Source organism: Micromonospora sp. NBS 11-29 (genome assembly GCF_002140155.1).
GTDB lineage: Bacteria > Actinomycetota > Actinomycetes > Mycobacteriales > Micromonosporaceae > Micromonospora.
This window is the reverse complement of sequence record NZ_NAPR01000010.1, coordinates 29,248-47,855: the sequence shown is the minus strand read 5'-3', so window position 1 is coordinate 47,855 and position 18,608 is coordinate 29,248. Positions and strand designations below refer to the sequence as shown.

The 18,608-nt window shown below is 73.2% G+C and carries 16 protein-coding genes, 1 tRNA gene and 3 pseudogenes; 13 read left to right on the top strand and 7 right to left on the bottom strand.

The features are described 5' to 3' along the window. Positions 1-838 (top strand): annotated as a pseudogene (locus tag B1205_RS13735) (rhomboid family intramembrane serine protease); the annotation flags it as partial. 643 nt (positions 839-1,481) lie between these two features. Here B1205_RS13735 and B1205_RS13730 read toward each other — a convergent pair. Then, a complete protein-coding gene (locus tag B1205_RS13730; protein ID WP_176308586.1) occupies positions 1,482-1,916 on the bottom strand; it encodes a PH domain-containing protein in 435 nt (144 codons plus the stop codon). Between the two features lie 101 nt (positions 1,917-2,017). Between B1205_RS13730 and B1205_RS13725 the strand changes: the two are divergent. The 6 genes and pseudogenes from B1205_RS13725 to B1205_RS13705 all read left to right on the top strand — a co-directional run. Continuing rightward, a pseudogene (locus tag B1205_RS13725) lies at positions 2,018-3,169 on the top strand (thiolase family protein); the annotation flags it as partial. Between the two features lie 111 nt (positions 3,170-3,280). Beyond that, positions 3,281-3,793 (top strand): hypothetical protein, encoded by a 513-nt coding sequence (locus B1205_RS29690; RefSeq protein WP_176308587.1) that lies wholly within the window; start codon positions 3,281-3,283, stop codon positions 3,791-3,793. 70 nt (positions 3,794-3,863) lie between these two features. After that, entirely contained in the window at positions 3,864-4,556 is a 693-nt protein-coding gene (locus tag B1205_RS13720; protein ID WP_089155983.1) for a response regulator transcription factor, read from the top strand. Then, positions 4,549-5,997 (top strand): sensor histidine kinase, encoded by a 1,449-nt coding sequence (locus tag B1205_RS13715; protein WP_089155991.1) that lies wholly within the window; start codon positions 4,549-4,551, stop codon positions 5,995-5,997. Before B1205_RS13720 ends, B1205_RS13715 begins: the two co-directional genes overlap by 8 nt. A 56-nt stretch (positions 5,998-6,053) precedes the next feature. Next, on the top strand, positions 6,054-6,659 hold the full coding sequence (locus tag B1205_RS13710) for a hypothetical protein (RefSeq protein WP_089155982.1): 606 nt from the start codon (positions 6,054-6,056) through the stop codon (positions 6,657-6,659). A gap of 78 nt (positions 6,660-6,737) precedes the next feature. Beyond that, positions 6,738-7,439, top strand: coding sequence for a glycosyltransferase family 2 protein (locus B1205_RS13705; RefSeq protein WP_089155981.1), 702 nt, complete (start codon positions 6,738-6,740; stop codon positions 7,437-7,439). Positions 7,440-7,503: 64 nt separating this feature from the next. On the opposite strand, the gene B1205_RS13700 is transcribed toward B1205_RS13705, so the two are convergent. Next, a complete protein-coding gene (locus B1205_RS13700; RefSeq protein WP_089155990.1) occupies positions 7,504-8,382 on the bottom strand; it encodes a transketolase family protein in 879 nt (292 codons plus the stop codon). A gap of 11 nt (positions 8,383-8,393) precedes the next feature. Then, positions 8,394-9,077 (bottom strand): transketolase, encoded by a 684-nt coding sequence (locus B1205_RS13695; RefSeq protein ID WP_089155980.1) that lies wholly within the window; start codon positions 9,075-9,077, stop codon positions 8,394-8,396. Between the two features lie 46 nt (positions 9,078-9,123). Between B1205_RS13695 and soxR the strand changes: the two genes are divergently transcribed. Further along, positions 9,124-9,564: a redox-sensitive transcriptional activator SoxR gene (gene soxR, locus B1205_RS13690; RefSeq protein ID WP_089155979.1), complete on the top strand. Its 441-nt coding sequence runs from the start codon at positions 9,124-9,126 to the stop codon at positions 9,562-9,564. Positions 9,565-9,568: 4 nt separating this feature from the next. On the opposite strand, the gene B1205_RS13685 is transcribed toward soxR, so the two are convergent. Then, a complete protein-coding gene (locus B1205_RS13685) occupies positions 9,569-10,543 on the bottom strand; it encodes an NAD(P)H-quinone oxidoreductase (protein WP_089155978.1) in 975 nt (324 codons plus the stop codon). A gap of 71 nt (positions 10,544-10,614) precedes the next feature. Between B1205_RS13685 and B1205_RS13680 the strand changes: the two genes are divergently transcribed. Both B1205_RS13680 and B1205_RS13675 read left to right on the top strand, forming a co-directional pair. Further along, a tRNA-Ser gene (locus B1205_RS13680) sits at positions 10,615-10,704 on the top strand. A 64-nt stretch (positions 10,705-10,768) separates the two neighbouring features. After that, on the top strand, positions 10,769-11,311 hold the full coding sequence (locus tag B1205_RS13675) for a YbhB/YbcL family Raf kinase inhibitor-like protein (protein WP_089155977.1): 543 nt from the start codon (positions 10,769-10,771) through the stop codon (positions 11,309-11,311). A gap of 58 nt (positions 11,312-11,369) precedes the next feature. Here B1205_RS13675 and B1205_RS13670 read toward each other — a convergent pair whose 3' ends face one another. Beyond that, positions 11,370-12,074, bottom strand: a complete 705-nt coding sequence (locus B1205_RS13670) for a class I SAM-dependent methyltransferase (protein ID WP_089155976.1) — start codon at positions 12,072-12,074, stop codon at positions 11,370-11,372. A 141-nt stretch (positions 12,075-12,215) separates the two neighbouring features. Here B1205_RS13670 and B1205_RS13665 point away from each other — a divergent pair. Then, positions 12,216-13,875, top strand: a pseudogene (locus B1205_RS13665) (hypothetical protein). A gap of 8 nt (positions 13,876-13,883) precedes the next feature. On the opposite strand, the gene B1205_RS13660 reads toward B1205_RS13665, so the two are convergent. Next, the gene (locus tag B1205_RS13660; protein WP_089155975.1) at positions 13,884-14,666 is read right to left on the bottom strand and encodes a hypothetical protein; all 783 of its coding nucleotides are present in this window, start codon (positions 14,664-14,666) and stop codon (positions 13,884-13,886) included. Between the two features lie 283 nt (positions 14,667-14,949). On the opposite strand from B1205_RS13660, the gene B1205_RS13655 reads away from it, so the two are divergent. Next, complete coding sequence (locus B1205_RS13655; protein ID WP_089155989.1) at positions 14,950-16,461, top strand: peptide deformylase; 1,512 nt, start codon at positions 14,950-14,952, stop codon at positions 16,459-16,461. 92 nt (positions 16,462-16,553) lie between these two features. Here B1205_RS13655 and B1205_RS13650 read toward each other — a convergent pair whose 3' ends face one another. Next, positions 16,554-17,675, bottom strand: coding sequence for a globin domain-containing protein (locus B1205_RS13650; RefSeq protein WP_089155974.1), 1,122 nt, complete (start codon positions 17,673-17,675; stop codon positions 16,554-16,556). Positions 17,676-17,796: 121 nt separating this feature from the next. Between B1205_RS13650 and B1205_RS13645 the strand changes: the two genes are divergently transcribed. Further along, on the top strand, positions 17,797-18,570 hold the full coding sequence (locus tag B1205_RS13645) for a CPBP family intramembrane glutamic endopeptidase (protein ID WP_089155973.1): 774 nt from the start codon (positions 17,797-17,799) through the stop codon (positions 18,568-18,570). Positions 18,571-18,608: the final 38 nt, after the last annotated feature.

Here is an 18,608-nt window from a genome sequence, read left to right as displayed (position 1 = left end):
CCGACCACTCCGGTCTGCTACCGGCACCCCGATCGGGAGACCTACATCCGGTGCACCCGCTGCAATCGGCCGATCTGCACCGAGTGCATGCGGGACGCCTCCGTGGGCCACCAGTGCCCGGAGTGCGTCGCCGAGNCGGCCGGCGCGTACCGCCTTCGGTGGCGGTGCCGCCGGCCGCCAGGGCTATGTGACCAAGGTCCTGATCGCGCTGAACCTGCTGGTCATGGTCCTCTCCATCGCGTCGGCCCGGAGCGGGACGGCGATCGCCGGCGGCGGTCTCGGCGGCCTGATGGGCGACGGGACGCCGCTGACCGAGTGGGGCGCGGTGCTCGGCCTGGCGCGCTTCCCGGACGGCACCATCGGCGGGGTGGCCGACGGCGAGTGGTACCGGCTGGTCACCGCGATGTTCCTGCACTACGGCTTGCCGCACCTGCTGCTCAACATGTGGGCGCTCTGGGTGCTCGGCCGGACCCTGGAGGCGGTACTCGGGCCGGCGCGCTTCCTGGCGCTCTACCTGCTCGCCGGGCTCGGCGGCAACGTGGCGGCCTACGTCTTCACCGAGCCGAACCGGTTCACGGCCGGTGCGTCCACCGCCGTCTTCGGCCTGTTCGCCGCCATCTTCGTGATCATGCGCCGGCTGGGCCGGGACACCTCGGCGATCGTGCCGATCCTGGTGATCAACCTGATCTTCACGTTCACCGTGCCGAGCATCTCCGTGGCCGGACACCTCGGCGGGCTGGTGGTCGGCGCGTTGACGGCGCTGGTCCTGGCGTACGCCCCCCGGATGCGGCGCACCGTGTTCCAGGTGGCCGGCGGCACCATCCTGCTGGTCGCCCTGATNCCGGCTGACCGGCGGGTCCGTCCGGCCGCGGCGGCTGTCGGCGCGGGCCGTGGCCGGATGGTCGGCGGCCGGCGAGGGGTGCTGGTGGCCGGTGAGCGGTGGCCGGTGAGCTATGCCGGTGGCCGGTGGCCGGTGGCCGGTGGCCGGTGGCCGGTGAGCGGTCGGTGGTCGGCGGGTGGTGGGCCAGCGGGGGCCGTCGCCGGTAGGCGCGGAGTTGGGCGTGATGTTGGTTCCGGACGGCCCGGCGTGTGGGAACGGTTGCTCCTCCCGTTCGGGCTCGGGGAGGCCGGGTGATCGTCACCGGTTCGCCGAAGTGGTGGTGTCAGAGCGTGCCGGATGTCGCCGTTTCCCCGAGATCGCCAGGGGGTTGACGGTTGTGACTGCGGGCTTGCACGGGTGCCGTCGTAGGGACCTCCGGAGGCCGAGCGGAAAGCGGTGTCCGTAGGGGCGGTATACCTCAGAGGCATAATTATGACCGTCAGGTATACCGCTTGCCGCCCTTTCATCACCCTCGACCCGACACGCCCGACGGTGCTTGTTCGTCGTTCTGGCCGATCGGTCGAGGCCCGCCGGGCCCCCGGACGACGGCGCAAGGGCGCCGCCCCGGACGATGGCGCAAGGGCGCCCCCGGGGCGAGGAGTCAGCGCGCGGCGGCGCGGGCGGCGGTGAGGGTGGCGGCCACCTCGTCGAGTGGCGCGTCCAGGTCGCGGCGGCCGAACAGGTGCAGCGACTCCCCGGCGTCGATCTCCAGCGTCTCGGCGGTGTGCCCGCGGCGGCTGCGCCGGTCCAGCCGGATCGCCTCCACGGTCGCCCACGGTAGCCGGCGGCGACCGGCGAACCCGCGGACAACGGTGAGGCCGTCCTGGTCGACGGCGAGCCGGACGGGTGCGACGACGTCGCGCAGCGCCCAGGCGAGCAGCCCGGCGGCGGCCAGCCCGGCGAGCGTCGGGGGAACCGGGTCGCCGGCGGCGAACAGCAGGCCCAGGGCGATCAGGGCGAGCGCGCCGAGCGCCTTGACCGCCGGCAGGACCCGCGGCACGCGCCACTGCCGGGACGGTGGCGACTGTGGATTCATCCGCCCAGCATGCCAGCCGCACCCGAACGGACGGTGGGGGAGGACGATCGGTCAGGTCAGCACGTAGGATCGGGGACAAGCCAGGTTACCGGGGAGTAGACATGAGTGACGCGGTCATCGTCGGTGCGGTACGCACCCCGGTCGGGCGGCGCAAGGGCAGCCTCGCCGGGGTGCACCCGGTCGACCTCTCGGCGCATGTGCTGCGTGCCCTCGCCGAGCGCACCGGGATCGACCCCGGTCAGGTCGACGACGTGGTGTGGGGCTGCGTGTCGCAGGTCGGCGAGCAGTCCTGGAACGTGGCCCGCAACGCCGTGCTGGCCGCCGGCTGGCCGGAGTCGGTCCCCGGCACCACGCTCGACCGCCAGTGCGGCTCGAGCCAGCAGGCGCTGCACTTCGCCGCCGCGACCGTCCTCTCCGGGCAGGCCGACCTGGTCGTCGCCGGTGGTGTCGAGTCGATGACGCGGGTGCCGATGGGCTCCAGCGTGGCCGGTGGGATGCCGTTCAGCGCGGCGATCCTGGAGCGCTACCGGGGGGTCGAGGGCGTCGCCGAGGACTCGCCGTTGCCGTTCAACCAGGGCGTCGGCGCCGAGCTGATCGCCGAGCGCTGGCGCTTCTCGCGTACCCAGCTCGACGAGTTCGCGCTGGCCAGCCACGAGAAGGCGGCCGCCGCGCAGGATGCCGGCGCGTTCGAGGCGGAGTTGGCTCCGGTGGCGCTCGCGGACGGCGGCAAGTTCGCCGCCGACGAGGGCATCCGGCGGGACACGTCGCTGGCCAAGCTCGGCGAGTTGGCCACCCCGTTCCGCGCCGACGGCGTGGTCACCGCCGGGTCCGCGTCGCAGATCTCCGACGGGGCCGCCGCGCTCGCGGTCACCACCGCCGAGTGGGCCAGCCGGCACGGCCTGCGTCCGTTGGCCCGGGTGCACACCGCCGTGGTCGCCGCCGACGACCCGGTCGCCATGCTCACCGCGCCGATCCCGGCCACCGCGAAGGCGCTGCGCCGCGCGGGGCTGGGCATCGAGGAGATCGGGGTGTACGAGGTGAACGAGGCGTTCGCCCCGGTGCCGCTGGCCTGGCTGGCCGAGACCGAGGCGGACCCGGAGCGGCTCAACCCGCGGGGTGGGGCGATCGCGCTCGGGCACCCGCTCGGCGGCTCCGGCGCGCGGATCATGACGACGATGCTCCAGCACATGCGCGACAACGGCATCCGCTACGGCCTCCAGACCATGTGCGAGGGCGGCGGCATGGCCAACGCCNGCTCTGAGTCGGGCCGGAGTGTCGCACCGCCGGTGCGACACTCCGGGTGGAAGTTCCAGAAATCGGGCGTGACCCACGTCACCTGGGGTAGGCCGCTCGTTGGACCCGGCATGGACGTGTTCTCGCGAACGTTCCTTCCGGCCGCCGCCGAGACCGGCCTGGCGACCCAGACCGCCACCCGGCACATGCCGGTGTTCCGTCGTTGTGTGGGCTCCGGCGACGCCACCATCCTGGTGACCCGGTGCCGCCGGCCGGACCACCCGGTCGGCGGCGACTACCTCCTGCTCCTCACCCACCGCCGGCTGGTGGTCACCCGGCAGACTCGGGTGCTGCACCGGCTGCGACTGCACCTCAACACGGAGCTGCGGGAGCTGAGCAACGTCACCTGGAGCCCCGACCCGCGGACGCACAGCCTCGAGTTGGCGGCCACCGCGATCGACGGGGCACGCGAACGGTTCCTCATCCGCACCCACCATCCGAAGCAGGTGTGGCAGCTCGACACGCTGCTCCACCACGCGTTCCGGACCCGGCTGCGGACGGCGACGGAACGGTTGGTCGCCACCATCGGCGAGTCGCCGTCCGGCACCCGTCCCGCCCCGCTCCGCCCGGTGTCGGCCCGCTGACCGCGATCCCTTACCGAACCCGAACGTTTCCCGACCTGCCCGACGCCCACCGGTCGGTCATCATGGGCCGGTGACCGCCGACGCCGCGCCGCGCGGGCTGGTCCTCGTGGTGGAGGACGAGCCGGCCATCGCCGACCTGGTGCGGCTCTACCTGACCCGCGACGGCTTCGGCGTACACCTGGAACGGGACGGCGCGGCCGGGCTGGCCGCCGCGCGGCGGCTGCGCCCGGTGGCCTGCGTGCTCGACATCGCCCTGCCCGGCCTGCCCGGCACCGAGATCTGCCGGCGGCTGCGCGCGGCCGGCGACTGGACGCCGGTCATCTTCCTCACCGCCCGCGACGACGAGGTGGACCGGGTGGTGGGGCTGGAACTGGGCGCGGACGACTACGTCACCAAGCCGTTCAGCCCACGCGAGCTGGTCGCCCGGGTGCGCGCGGTGCTGCGCCGCGCCGCCGGCACGCCCGCCGCGGCCGAGCAGCCCCGGAACCTCGGCGCGGTCACCCTCGACCCGACCCGCCGGACGGTGACCGCCGGCGGGGCGCCGGTGCAGCTCACCTCCACGGAGTTCGACCTGCTCGCCCACCTGATGAGCCGACCCGGCCGGGTGTTCAGCCGGGAGGAGCTGCTGGCCGGCGTCTGGGGGTACGCGGCGCACGCCGGCACCCGGACCGTCGACGTGCACGTGGCCCAGGTCCGGGCGAAGCTCGGCCCGGCCAGCGTGATCCGCACTCACCGTGGCGTCGGGTACGCGGCCGATGCCTGACCATCCCACCGTCGCGTTGCCGGTCATCGGGGCCGGTTCCGCCGGGCCGACCACCCGTCGCCGTCCCGCGCGCACCCTGACCGCCCGGGCGGTGCTCGTCACCTGCGCGGTGGCGCTGGTGTCGGTGCTGGTCACCGCGCTGGTCGCGGTACCCCTCGCGGTACGCGGCGCGGAGCGGCGGGACCAGGACGCGCTGGCCGCCCAGGCCCGGCTCGCGGCCGACGTGCTGCGCGTGCGCGCGGTACGCCAACGCGACGGCGCCGGGGACCGGCTCATCCGGCAGCTCCGCCAGCAGCAGGTCGAGGTGTACGTGGTCCGGGGCGGCCGGGCCGACCGCCCGGGGCTGCCCGCGAAGCTCGTCGCCCGGGTCGCCGCCGGCCGGCCCGTCTCCGGTCGGCGGCTGGTCGACGGGGAACTGCGCCTGGTCGAGGCGCGGGCCCTACCGGACGGCGACGGGGTGGTGCTCACCCGGCCCGTCACCACCGGGCCCTGGCGGCGGGTGCTGGGCGGGCTCTGGCTGCCGCTGCTCGCCGGTCTCGCCGCCGGGGTGGCGGCCGGGCTGCTGCTGGCCCGTCGCCTGGCCCGGCCGATCCGCGTGGCGGCCACCGCCGCCGCCCGGCTGCGTGCCGGTGACCGCACGGTCCGGGTGCCGGTCGAGCCGCCGGACGAGGTCGCCGACCTGGCGTACGCGCTCAACGGGCTGGCCGCGGCGCTGGCCACCAGCGAGGGCCGGCAGCGCGAGTTCCTGCTCTCGGTCTCGCACGAGCTGCGTACCCCGCTCACCGCCATCCGGGGCTACGCCGAGGCGCTGGCCGACGGCGTGATCGACGGCGACGCGGTCGCGGCGACCGGCCGGACGATGCTCGCCGAGGCCCAGCACCTGGACCGGCTGGTCAGTGACCTGCTCGCGCTGGCCCGGCTGGAGGCGGCCGACTTTCCGCTGGAACCCGGGCCGGTGGACCTGACCCGGCTCGCCGCCGACGCGGAGCGCACCTGGTCGGACCGGTGTGCGGCGGTCGGGGTGCCGTTCCGGGTCCAGACGCCGGGTGGGCCGGTGCCCGCGTACACCGATCCGGGTCGCATCCGGCAGGTGGTGGACGGGCTGCTGGAGAACGCGCTGCGGGTCGTACCTCCGGGGGCGCCGGTGGTGCTCGCGGTCCGGCCCGCCGGCGCGGACCCGGCGGCCGGCGGTGTCCTGGAGGTCCGGGACGGCGGACCCGGCTTCACCGACGACGACCTGGCGGTGGCGTTCGAGCGGGGCGCGCTGCACCAGCGCTACCGGGGGGTGCGAAAGGTGGGCAGCGGGCTCGGGCTGGCGCTCGCGGCCGGGCTGGTGCGCCGGCTGGGCGGCGACATCGCGGCCGGGCACGCGCCGGAGGGCGGCGCGGCGTTCGTGGTGCGGCTGCCCGGGATTCCTTACCTGACCCGAACATCGGCCTGACGGTCCGCTCGCGTCGCCGGGGAACGCTGACGTCACCACCGATGAGAGGAACACAAATGGCACGTCAGCGAATTGTCACCGGCGCCACCGCGCTGTTCGCCGCGGCGGCGCTCGGTCTCGCCGGGTGCGGCGCGGCGCAGACCGGCGCGGGCCCGGCCCGGGAGGCCGCGGTCGAGGTGGCCGCCGCCATGGGTACGGACGGGCAGGCCCTCGCCGCGCTCGGCGTCGCCGCCGCCGAACTGGACGTCGATCCGGTCGCGGCGCCGGCGCCGTCGGCCTCCGGCACGCCGGCGGAGAAGGGCGGGCCGGACCGCGCGGGCGATCGGGCGCGGGAGGGGCGCAAGCGGCACCCGGCCCGGGTGCTGTTGCGCCGGAACACGCTGCACGGCGAGGTCGTGGTGCAGACCAAGGAGAACGGGACGAAGACCGTCGCGGTCCAGCGCGGACAGGTGACGGCGGTCGACGAGAAGTCGATGACCGTGAAGTCCGCCGACGGCTTCACCATGACCTGGACGTTCGACGCGAAGCTGCGGGTGGTCGAGCGCCGCAGCACGATTCGGGCGAACGACGTGAAGGCTGGCACGACGGTCGGCGTGGCCGGCACGAAGGACGGCGACGGCGGGGTGGCCCGGCTGATCGTGGTTCCGGCGAAGCAGGGGTGACGAGGCGGGCTGTGGTGACCGCTCGAGTCTGCCAGGCTAGGCTATGCCCCGACCTGCCATCGCCCTCATGGAGAACGCGTGAAGCTCTCGATCCTCATGCCGGTCTACAACGAGGAAGAACGCATCGCGGATGCCCTCAAGCAGGCGCTGGCGGTGGACTATCCCTGCGAGATCGAGCTGGTCGTCGTGGACGACGGCAGCCGCGACGGCACCGGCGAGGTGCTCGGCCGGGTGGACGACGCCCGGCTGCGGGTGATCACCCACCAGCGCAACGCCGGTAAGGGCGCGGCCATCAAGACCGCCGTCGACAACGCCGAGGGTGAATACATGGTCATCCTCGACGCCGACCTGGAATACGACCCGCAGGACATCCCGCGTCTGCTGGAGCCGGTCCTCGACGGCCGGGCCACCGTGGTCTACGGCAACCGCACCTTCGGCAGCCACAGCTCCTACAGCTTCTGGTACGTGGTGGGCAACAAGGGCGTCACGCTGGCGGCCAACGTGCTCTACAACTCCTACATCGGCGACCTGGAGACCTGCTTCAAGCTGATGCCGCTGGCGCTCTACCGCTCGCTCCAGGTGCGCTCCCGGGGCTTCGGGATGGAGGCCGAGGTCACCGGCAAGCTGCTCCGTCAGCGCATCCGCCCCTACGAGGTGCCGATCAGCTACCGCGCCCGGGGCCGCGAGGAGGGCAAGAAGATCACCTGGAAGGACGGCGTCGAGGCGATCTGGATCCTGGCCCGTGAGCGCGCCCGCCGCCGCCCGGCCGTCGCCCGCTGACCGTACGATCCGAACCACCCGGAACCCCGCACCCCCGTGGTGCGGGGTTCCGTCGTCTCGGCGCTCAGGCGTCGAGGAACGCGTCGACCGAGCGGCGCAGTCCGGCCGCGTCCAGCCCGTGCCAGCGGTCGTGGTCCTCGGGCCCGCCGTAGCGGCGCAGCTCCGCCCGGCCCACGCCGAGCGCGAGCAGCCGGTGCGGCCGGTCGGCCAGCGCCTCCGCCGCCACCCGGGTCGAGGTGCCCGCGAGGTACGGCTCGACCAGGATCACCTCGGTGCCGGCCAGCGCCCGCAAGCCGGCCGTGTCGAACGGTCGTGGCCGGTGGGTGAAGGCCACCGTGACCGGCCGGTCGGCCACCGCGTGCAGCGCCGCGTCCAGCACCGGCCCGACCGCCACCAGCAGCGGCGCGCCCGGCCCGGCGTCGCGGACCACCCGCAGGTCACCCGCCTCCGGGTACGCGACCGCGTTGACCTGGGTGGACAGCCGCAGGTACGCCGAGTCCCGCCCGCACACCACGTCCCGCAGCAGCGGTCGCACCTCGTCGGGGTGGCCCGGGACGTGCACGGTCCAGCCGTCGAGCGTGTCGATCAGGGCCACATCGGCCGGCGCGAGGTGGGTACGCCCCGCCGCCGCCCGGTCGTACGAGCCGCCGATGCCGACCAGCACCGCGCCGATGCCCTGGTGGTCCAGGTCCAGTTTGATCTGCTCGTACGCCCGCTCGATGAGGAACGGGGCGTAGCTGTGCACGATCGGCCGCTGCCCGGTCAACGCCAGCCCGCCGGCCACACCGATCATGAGCTGTTCCCGGATGCCGACGTTGACCACCTGCTCCGGGTACCGGGCGGCGGCCGGCTCGAACGCGGCGGCGGAGATGTCGGCCAGCACGATCATGCTCCGGGGATCCGCCAGCACCTCCTCGGCGCTGGTCACGAACGCGTCCCGCATGGTCATGGCGGTCACTCCCCCTCCTCGACGACCGCGACGACGACGTGCGGCCGGTGGTGGTCGTGCCCGGTCAGGGCGGTGTGCAGGGCGTCGTGGTCGCGGCCGTCGACGGTGGCGGCGGTCCACCCGTTGACGGTGAACCGGCTCGCCGCGCCGCCCGGCCAGCCGTGCGTGGCCGAACGGTTGTCCACCACGATCGCGGTCAACGTGGCGAGTCCGGTCGCGCCCGCGTACGCGATCGCCTCGTGGTTGGCGCCCTCGTCCAGTTCGGCGTCGCCGAGCAGCACGTACACCCGGGGTTCGGTCCGCCCCTGGGCCCGCAGGCCGAGCGCGGTGCCCACGCCCAGCCCGAGGCCGTGGCCGAGCGAGCCGGAGCCGATCTCCACCCCGGGCACCAGCGTCCGGTCCGGATGGTCGCCGAGCCGGCTGGTCGGGCCGCCCTGGTCGTCCAGCCACCCGACCGGCACGAACCCCCGGGCGGCGAGCAGCGCGTAGTAGCCGGCGACCGCGTGCCCCTTGGAGAGCAGGAACCGGTCCCGGTCGGGATCGTCGACGGTCTCCGGGGTGATCCGGAGCACCCGGTCGTAGAGCACCTGGAGCACGTCCAGCGTGGAGTACACGTTCGGGCCGAACTCGCGTTCGGCGCGGACCCGGTCCAGCAGCGCGGCCAACTCGGTGGCGGTGGTCGTCGTCATACCGATAGCCTCGGACCTGAAGCGAACTTGAACTCAAGGCCCTGTGATGCACGAAGCAAACCTGACCATCGGCCAGCTCGCCGACCGCAGCGGCGTGGCCCCCTCCGCGCTGCGCTACTACGAACGGCTCGGCCTGATCCACGCCACCCGCACCGGCGGCAACCAGCGCCGCTACGCCCGCACCGAGCTGCGCCGGGTCGCGTTCATCCGGATCTCCCAGCAGGTCGGCGTCTCGCTGGAGGAGATCCGGTCCGCGCTGGACGCGCTGCCCGCCGGACGGACCCCCACGCCCGACGACTGGGCCGCGCTGTCCCGAGCCTGGCGCGACCGCCTCGACGAGCGGATCGCACTGCTCGGCAAGCTCCGCGACGACCTCGACGGCTGCATCGGCTGCGGCTGCCTGTCGTTGCAGCGCTGCGCGCTCTACAACCCCGACGACTCACTCGCCGCCGAGGGCCCCGGCGCGCGACTCGTGCTGCCCCGCTGACCTCTCACCGGACCAGCAGCACCTTGCCCAGGTGGTCGTTGGTCTCCACCAACCGGTGCGCGTCGGCGGCGTCGGCCATCCCCACCCGGGCGTGCACCACCGGCCGGACCCGGCCCGCCTCCACCAGCGGCCACACCTGCTCGCGTACGCCCCGGACGATCGCCGCCTTCTCGGCCACCGGGCGGGACCGCAGCGCCGTCGCGTGCACCGAGGCCCGCTTCGCCAGCAGCATGCCGAGGTCGAGTTCGCCCTTGCGGCCGCCCTGCATGCCGATCACCACGAGCCGGCCGCCGGTCGCCAACGCCGCCACGTTCCGGGCCAGGTAGGACGCGCCCATGATGTCGAGGACCACGTCCGCGCCCCGCCCGTCGGTCACCCGGCGCACCTCCTCGACGAAGTCCTGCTCCCGGTAGTCGATCGTGTGCGCGGCGCCCAGCTCACGCAGCCGCTCGTGCTTCGCGGCCCGCGCGGTCACCACCACCGTCGCGCCGAGCGCCACCCCGAGCTGGACCGCGAACGTGCCGATCCCGCTGCCGCCGCCGTGCACCAGCAACGTCTCCCCGTCGGCCAGCCGCGCCAGGTCCACCACGTTGGACCAGACCGTGCAGGCCACCTCCGGCAGCGCCGCGGCGTCGACCAGGTCCACCCCCGCCGGCACCGGCAGGAGCTGCCCGGCCGGCACGGCGACCTGCTCGGCGTACCCACCGCCGGCCAGCAACGCGCAGACCTCCTGGCCCACCGACCAGCCGGTCACGTCGGGACCGAGCGCGCGGATCGTCCCCGAGCACTCCAACCCGGGGTACGCGGGCGCGCCCGGCGGCGGCGGGTAGTGCCCCTGCCGTTGCAGCAGGTCGGCCCGGTTGACCGCGCTGGCCCGCACCTCGACGACCACCTCGCCGGGGCCCGGCTCGGGATCGGGGACCTTCGTCCAGACGAGTGCCTCGGGTCCACCTGGTTCCGTGATCGTGATCGCGTGCATGTCTCAGTCTTACCCGATCTCCGGTTCGTGGCAGACTAGGCGCGGTCGCGTACCCCTCGGGGGACGCGCCGGGAGGGTTCGCCTAGTGGCCGATGGCGCTGGTCTTGAAAACCGGTAAGGCAGCGATGTCTTCGTGGGTTCGAATCCCACACCCTCCGCCACATTCTTCCCGTGCGGGGTATGAAGGGTCGCAGAACATTCGCGCACCCGGAAGGACCCGTTTCGATGACCCTGGAACGACCGATCGCCCCGGACCCGTACGAGCTGCTGCCGACCGTGCCGTCGTTCGACCTGACCAGCGACGACGTGCACAACGGCGAGCCGATGGACGCGCGGTACGCGCACGGCAGCGCCGGCGGCGGGAACGTCTCGCCGCACCTTTCCTGGTCCGGCTTCCCGGCGGAGACGAAGAGCTTCGTGGTCACCTGCTTCGACCCGGACGCCCCGACCGGCAGCGGCTTCTGGCACTGGGTGCTGGTGAACGTGCCGGCGTCCGTCACCGAGCTGCCCACCTCGGCGGGGGAGGCCGACCTGGGCGGCGCGTTCAGCGTCCGTAACGACTACGGCGACACCGGCTACGGTGGCGCGGCGCCGCCGCCGGGGGACCGCCCGCACCGGTACGTCTTCGCGGTGCACGCGGTCGACGTCGAGCGCCTGGACGTGGGCAAGGACGCGAGCCCGGCGTTCGTCGGCTTCAACCTGGCGTTCCACACCCTGGCCCGAGCCGTGATCCGCCCCACCTACCAGCTCAANGGGGCCCCTTCTTAACAGGTGGTGTTAAGAAGGGGCCCCGCCTCTACCGGAAGCGTTAAGAGGGGGCCCCGCCTTACACCCGGGCGACGGCGAAGACGGACTGGCCGAAGGGGGGACGGAGGCGCTGCTCGGCGGCCTTGGTAGCGGGCAGCACCAGCGTGTCGTAGACCTTCACCATCGGGCCCTCCTTCGGCATCAGCCGGAAGACCTTGGTGGCCATGAAGTAGCCGATCAGGCCGAGCGCGTTCGCGTAGTGGATCTTCTCCACGGTGAGCCCGGCCTCGGTCATCGCCGCGGCGAGCGTCTTCTTCGTGTAGCGCCGGACGTGGCCGGTGGCGATGTCCGCCGGGCTCATCGCGAACTGGAACGCCGGCACGATGATGATCACCGCGCCACCGGGCCGGACCAGGTCGCGCATGCTGCGCAGCGCGCCGACGTGGTCGTCGATGTGCTCCAGCACGTTGTACGACACGGCGGCGCTGTAGTCGCCCCGTTCGGTGTGCGGCAGCAGCATCTGCCGGACCTCGATGTTCGGGTGTTCGGCCAGCCGCTCCTTGAGCCGGATCAGCCGCTCCGGGTCGGCCTCGGTGGCGGTGATCCGGGGAAGGCGCTCGGACCACTCCAGCGCGTAGTCACCCAGCCCGCTGCCGACCTCGATGGGGTTGTCACCGAGGTAGGGAACGGCCAGCTCGACGAACCACCGCCGGTGGTTGACGGCCGTCGCCAGGCCTTCCAGCACCTCCGACTGGACGCGCTGATCCCCAGTGATTTCTGCCATGCGTCGATTCCTCACGATATGACTGACCCGCGCCTGGACCCGTCAGAGTCAACCATCTAGATGGCTGGCGGGGAAATCGGGGGACCGGGATAGCCGAATTGTGGTCGGGTGGGTCTTACCCTAACTACGCTCTGAAATGTCATGACTACTCCGGAATGGGGCGCGGGCCCGAGGCGTGGCCGGTGGGTCGATGTGCTCGCGGTGCTCAGCTTCGTGCTGCTCGCGTGCTGGGTGACCGCTCGGCTGTGGGCGGATCCGGCGAATGGCGTACGGGACAATCGCCCCGACCAGGCGCAGTTCGAATGGATGATGGCGCACGGTGCCCGGGTCGTCACGCAGTTCGCCTATCCATTCACCTCGGACCGGATGAACGTGCCGGACAACGTCAATCTCATGGCAAATACGTCCGTATTATCCATTTCGCTACCNCCCTCGGTCTCGCCGCCACCGGCGTCGCCTGGTACTTCCTGCTCTCCCGGGTGGTCGTCGGTGCCCGGGGGCCGGCCTGGCTGGGCGCCGGCTTCTGCGCGTTCGCACCGGCCATGGTGTCGCACGCGAACTCCCACCCGAACATCGTCAGCCAGTTCGTGGTGCCACTGATCGTCTGGCGGACCGTGCGGCTCGCGCAGCCCGGCCGCTGGCTCCGCAACGGGTTGCTGCTCGGCCTGGTGATCGTCTGGCAGGCGTTCCTCAACCTGGAGATCCTGCTGATGACCGCGATCGGGCTGGGCGGGGTGGTGCTGGCGCTGGCGCTCGGCCGGCTGGCGNCGGGGCGCTGCTCGCGTACCCGCTGTACGTGCAGTTCGCCGGCCCCGGCGCGTACTCCGGTCTCTCCACCCTGATCCGCGGCTACTCCACCGACCTCGCCGCGTACGTCGCCTGGTCGCGCGAGTCGGTGGCCGGTGACGCCCGGGGCAGTGCCCCGCTGGTGAAGAACGCCACCGAGGAGAACGCGTTCTTCGGCTGGCCGCTCGTGGTGCTGGTGGCCGCGATGCTCTGGTGGTTGCGCCGGAGCGTGGTGGTGCTCGGTCTGGCCGCGGTCGGGCTGGTCTTCGCCCTCTTCTCGCTCGGCCGGGAGGTCCGGTTCGGCGGGCGGGCCACCGGTGTCCCGGGGCCGTGGGCCGCGCTGGAGAACCTGCCGGTCCTGCACTCGGTGGTGCCCACCCGCTGGTCGCTCGCGCTCACCCCGATCGTCGGCGTGCTGCTCGCGCTGGGCGCCGAGCGGGCCCGACGGCTGGCCGTGAGGCATCCGGCGGCTCGCGGGCAGATCCGGTTCGCCACCGCCACCGTGCTCGCCATGGCGCTCGTCCCGATCCTGCCCACCCCGCTGCCCGCCACGCGCCTCGACCCGACCCCCGCGTTCGTCACCTCCGGCGCGTGGCGGCCCTACCTGGCGGGTGGCCGGAGCATCGTCACGCTCCCGCTGCCGGACACCACGTACGCGGTCCCGCTGCGCTGGTCCGCCGAGACGCGGTTGGAAATGCCGCTGGCCCGGGGGTACTTCCTCTACCCGGACACCCGGCCGGGCGGCGGTGACATCGCCCTGTTCTCCGCGCCGCCGCGCCCCACCAGCACGTTCTTCGACACGGTACGACGGACCGGCGCGGTCCCTGCGATCACCGGGCAGGACCGGGCGGCCGCCGTCGACGACCTGCGGTACTGGCGGGCCGGCGCGGTGATCCTCGACCCCCGGCTGCGTCAGGCCGAGGCGCTGCGCCGGGCGATGACCGAGCTGACTCAGATCGCGCCGACCCGCACCGCCGGGGTCTGGCTCTGGGACGTTCGCCCGCTCGTCGACTGACCGGGCGGTCAGCCCTGGCGCACGCAGCAGCCCTGGCAGACCTTGGGTCGGGGCAGCGTGAAGGCGAGGCAGCAGGTGCGCCGCTGCACGGTCGGTTCGCCCCTCGCGCCGGGCACCAGCTCGACCAGGTCGGCGAGGTCGAGCGCGCCGAGGAGCGTGTCGACGGCCGCCGTGGTCGGGCCGGGCAGCGCGTCCGCCGCGCGCAGGATGCTGTGCGCGATGCCGGAGGCCACCGAGCCGAGCAGGGTACGGGTGCCGATCCGCACCTCGCCCTGGATGGCGGCGATCAGCGGGGCGAAGTGCGCGTCGAGCAGCGTCGCGCGCAGCGCGCCGAGCAGCGCGGTCTCGTCGGCGACCACCTGGACGCCGGGCACGTCGGCGAGGGCCAGTGGGTCGCCGGGCAGCACAGCCACCGGCGTCGACGCGTGCAGCCCCAGCGTGAGCAGCTGGTGGTGGTCCTCGAAGTGCACCAGCACGTGGGCCGGGTCGAGCAGCGGCACCCGGCGGGCCGAGGCCCAGCCCAGCACGGCCGGCAGCGCCGTCCAGTAGCTGTAGGACTTCCAGGCGAGCGCCGCGCAGGCGTGCGGCGTGCCGCCCCAGCGTCGCCCGGCGGCGGTCAGGAACGCCGGGAGCAGCGTGCCGTCGATCAGGCGGCTGGCCGGGGCCCAGCGCTCCAACTCGTCCCGGACCAGCAGGCCGGGCGCGAGCCCGGGCAGGTCGTCGGTGCCGAACATGGCGCGCAGGGTCGCGGTGATGGGGACGAACGGGGCGGCGACGTCGCGCCCGGGCATCACCGCAGTCACCTGGCCGTCCCCTGTCTGGTCGCCCCACCGGCCGGCGCGTGCCGTCGACCGAAGCTAAGGCTAGCCTAACCACACTCGCGGTGGAGGGAAAGTGGTGCAGCGGGCTTCAGGGGGAGGCCCCGGTCACTCGGGAGACGTCACCAAGTGCGCGGCAGGCGGCGTAAGCATTGACGATCTCCGTTGAACTGTCAAGGTGAGTGTCGAATACGAGGCAGTTTCCGTACACGGCCGGCCACGAAACGTGAAAATGGTCTTCCCGCGTACGAGGAAGCTGATGACCTCACCGATCGAGCGTGCCGCCGACTCGTTCGCCGCCGAACTCGCCCGGCACCGGACCGGCCGAGGGCTGTCCAAGAAGCAACTGGCGACGCTGATGGGCTTCGACCCGTCCTACGTCAGCCACGTCGAGGGGCGCCGGCACCGGCCCACCGAGGACTTCGCCCGCCGGGCCGAGGCCGTCCTGGAAGCCAGCGGCGCGATCTGGCAGCGCTTCCGGGAGTACGACGAACTGCGGCACGGCCGGGCCGCCGGAACCCACCGGGACCCACCCCTCCCCGGCCAGTGGCTGCCACCCGGCACCGGCCTGGTGGTCGAACGCGAGATCGCCACGCTCACCCACGTCGGTGACGGCTACCACTGCGCCATCCGGCGGGAGCTGTACAACGCCGGCACCGAACCGGTCACCCGCTACCTGGTCCGGGTCGCCGTCGACCGCTACCCCAACGACCCGGGCCGATCCAACCGGCACCACCGGGAACACCCGCTCACCTTCGCCGAGCTGCAACTNGGGGGGGGGGAGCCGATGCACTGGCGGGCCAAGCACGACCGGGACGCGTTCAAGGAGATCTGGCTGCTCTTCGAGAACGACGAGGGCCGGTTCCCGCTGTACCCGGGCGACCGGGTCACCATCGAGTACGCGTACCGCGTCGGCCGGGACAAGTGGGGCCCCTGGTTCCAACGCGCCGTACGCCTGCCCACCCGGCATCTCGCGGTCCGGCTCGACCTGCCGGCGGACCTCGACCCGAAGGTCTGGGGCGCGGAGACGTCGCTGTCGTCCGAGGAAGGTCCGCTGCGTACCCCGATCCAGCGGACGGTGCGCGACGACCGGGTGATCTTCGACTGGGGGACCGACGACCCGCCGTTGAACGCCCGCTACCGGATGCAGTGGCGGTTCCGCAGCCCAGCCCCCGACGCCGAGCCCGACGGCGCAGCCGCCGGAGGTGGCCGGGTGCGGGCCAGCGACCGGATGCGGGCGGTCGGCATCGTGCAGCGCGGCGACGACCTGCTGCGGCAACCCGCCCGCCAGTTCGACCTGCCGGCTGAGGAGCAGCACGCCCGGCAGGTGGTCGACCGGCTCGCCGGGATGCTGGCCCGCCTCGACGAGCTGCACCCGTTCAGCAAGGGCGTCGGCCTCGCCGCACCCCAGCTCGGGCTGGGCTGGGCCGCCGCCCTGGTCCGCCCCGCCGACCGGGCGGCCGAACCGGTCGTGCTGCTCAACCCGCGGGTGGTGGACGCCGCCGACGAGACCGACGAGCAGTACGAGGGCTGCCTCTCCTTCTTCGACCACCGGGGACTGGTGCCCCGGCCGCTGCGCATCGACGTGGAACACGCCCAGTGGGACGGCAGTCGCGTGATCACGTCCTTCGAGTACGCGATGGCGCGGCTGGTCGCCCACGAGATCGACCACCTGGAAGGGCGGCTCTACGTCGACCGGATGCCGCCGGGCGTGCCGCTGGTGCCGGTGGAGGAATACCGCGAGACCGGCACCCCCTGGCGCTACTGAGAAGGGCTCCGGCACGCGGGCTGGTTGCCGGTCCGGCCCGCNCGTGCCCCAGGGGGCGGGGGCACGCGACCCGGCTTGGGGGGAGTGAGGCTCTAGAGGGTGCCGTACGTGTCGTAGCGGATGTGGTCCGGCGGAACGTCGTCGGCGGCGAGCGCCCGCAGGGTCGCCCGGACCAGGGCCGCCGAGCCGGAGACGTAGCAGTCGTGCGTGCTCCACGGCCCGTACCGGGTGACCACCTCGGACACGTCGCCGAGTTCCCCGGCGAAGTCCGGATCCTCGCTGCACGACGGCGTCACCGACAGCCAGGGGTGGGTCGCCACCAACTCCTGGAGGCCGGGCAGCCCGTACAGCTCCGACCGGTGGCGGGCGCCGTAGAAGACGTGCACCCAGCGGGTCCGGTTGACCCGGGTCAACTCCTCGACCAGCGCCTTGATCGGGGCCAGCCCCACCCCGCCCGCCACGCACAGGATGTCCCGGGTGGAGGTCGGGTCCAGCGTCATCGACCCCATCGGGGCGGCCACCCGCAGCAGATCACCCGGTCTGGTCCGGCGGACCAGCGCGCCGGACACCCACCCGGCGGCCCCGACCGGCGTCCGGACGTGGAACTCCAGCACGTTCTCCTCGTTCGGGGCGTTCGCCACCGAATACGTCCGCCACGTCCGGGGCAGGTAGCGGGGCACCTCCACGCTGACGTACTGGCCGGCCTGCCAGGGCAGCGGGTCCTGCAACGCCCGCACGGTCAACACCGCGGTGTCCGACCCGTACCGCTCGTGGGTCAGCACCTCGGCGTGCCAGAACGGCGGGTTCCCGTCCGCCTCCGCCCCGGCGAGCATCCGTTCGCTGATGCTCGCGTACGCGTCCCGCCACGCCTGGTCGTACTCCAGGTTCCAGCCGTCCCCGGCGACGCTGCGCAACCCGTCCAGCAGGGCTACGCCCAACGTCTCGTAGTGCTCCGCCGAAACGTGGTACTTCCGGTGGTCCCGGCCCAGCCCGCGCAGGTACTCGTCGAAGGTCTCCGGGTCGTCCATCGTCTGGGCGGCCGTGACGATCGCCTCCAGGAGCCGGTCGCGCTGCCCGCTCATCTGCACCGGGAAGAGCTTGCGCAGCTCCGGGTCGAGCAGGAACAGGCGGGCGTAGAAGTGACCGCTGAGCCGCTCGCCGTGCTCCTCGACCAGGGCCCAGCTCTCCTTCAGCAGCCGCGCGACGTTCTCCAAGGGGCACGCTCCTTATCCGTACGGGCGGATCGGCCCCCATAGAATGTCCACCGAGCGTGGTCGTCGGTCGCACACAATGTGCGATCGGCCGGTCCCGTCGCCGAGGTGGTTTCATGGTCCGGTGACGGTTGACGAGCCGACCCGGCCGGTCTCCCGCCGGGTGCTGGGCACCGAGACGCTGCTCGTGCTCGGTCTCTCCCTCGGCCAGTCGGCCGTGTACGCCCTGGTCTCCCTGGTCGCCAAGCTGACCGCCTCGGGCGGGCTGTCGAAGCAGACCGCCTCGCTGAACACCTCCGTGTCGGCCCGGCCGTACCTCGACCTCACGTACCAGCTTCTCGGGATCGTCTTCGCGCTGCTGCCGGTGCTGCTCGCCGTACACCTGCTGGCCCGCGACCCCGGCGACCCGGCGCGGACGCTCGGCGTCGATCTCGTCCGGCCCGGGTCGGACCTGCTCCGGGGCGCGGGCCTGGCCGCGCTGATCGGCCTGCCCGGGCTGGCGCTGTTCTGGGCGGCGGCCCAGCTCGGCGTCAACGCCACGCTGGTGCCGGCCGCCCTGCCGGACCTCTGGTGGACGGTGCCGGTGCTGATCCTCGCCGCCGCGCAGAACGCCGTGCTGGAGGAGGTGATCGTGGTCGGTTACCTGGTCACCCGGCTGCGACAGCTCAACTGGCGGCTCGGCGCGGTGCTCGCGACCAGCGCCGTGCTGCGCGGCTCCTACCACCTCTACCAGGGCTTCGGCGCGTTCGTCGGCAACGCCGTGATGGGCGTGGTCTTCGGCCTGTTCTACCTGCGCACCCGCCGGGTGGCGCCGTTGATCGTGGCGCACACCCTGCTCGACGTGGTCGCCTTCGTCGGCTACGCGCTGCTGCCGAGGTCCTGGTTCGACTGGCTCTGACCCCGCCGGCTCGTACGTCTGGGGCGCCTCGGGTGGCT

Bases quoted from the DNA above. Each gene is read 5' to 3' on its own strand.
- B1205_RS13730 (WP_176308586.1), bottom strand. From the start codon at position 1,916: ATGAATCCACAGTCGCCACCGTCCCGGCAGTGGCGCGTGCCGCGGGTC.
- B1205_RS13670 (WP_089155976.1), bottom strand. From the start codon at position 12,074: ATGGCAGAAATCACTGGGGATCAGCGCGTCCAGTCGGAGGTGCTGGAA.
- B1205_RS13695 (WP_089155980.1), bottom strand. From the start codon at position 9,077: ATGACGACGACCACCGCCACCGAGTTGGCCGCGCTGCTGGACCGGGTC.
- B1205_RS13685 (WP_089155978.1), bottom strand. From the start codon at position 10,543: ATGCACGCGATCACGATCACGGAACCAGGTGGACCCGAGGCACTCGTC.
- B1205_RS13715 (WP_089155991.1), top strand. From the start codon at position 4,549: ATGCCTGACCATCCCACCGTCGCGTTGCCGGTCATCGGGGCCGGTTCC.
- B1205_RS13700 (WP_089155990.1), bottom strand. From the start codon at position 8,382: ATGCGGGACGCGTTCGTGACCAGCGCCGAGGAGGTGCTGGCGGATCCC.
- B1205_RS13710 (WP_089155982.1), top strand. From the start codon at position 6,054: ATGGCACGTCAGCGAATTGTCACCGGCGCCACCGCGCTGTTCGCCGCG.
- B1205_RS29690 (WP_176308587.1), top strand. From the start codon at position 3,281: ATGGACGTGTTCTCGCGAACGTTCCTTCCGGCCGCCGCCGAGACCGGC.
- soxR (WP_089155979.1), top strand. From the start codon at position 9,124: ATGCACGAAGCAAACCTGACCATCGGCCAGCTCGCCGACCGCAGCGGC.
- B1205_RS13660 (WP_089155975.1), bottom strand. From the start codon at position 14,666: ATGCCCGGGCGCGACGTCGCCGCCCCGTTCGTCCCCATCACCGCGACC.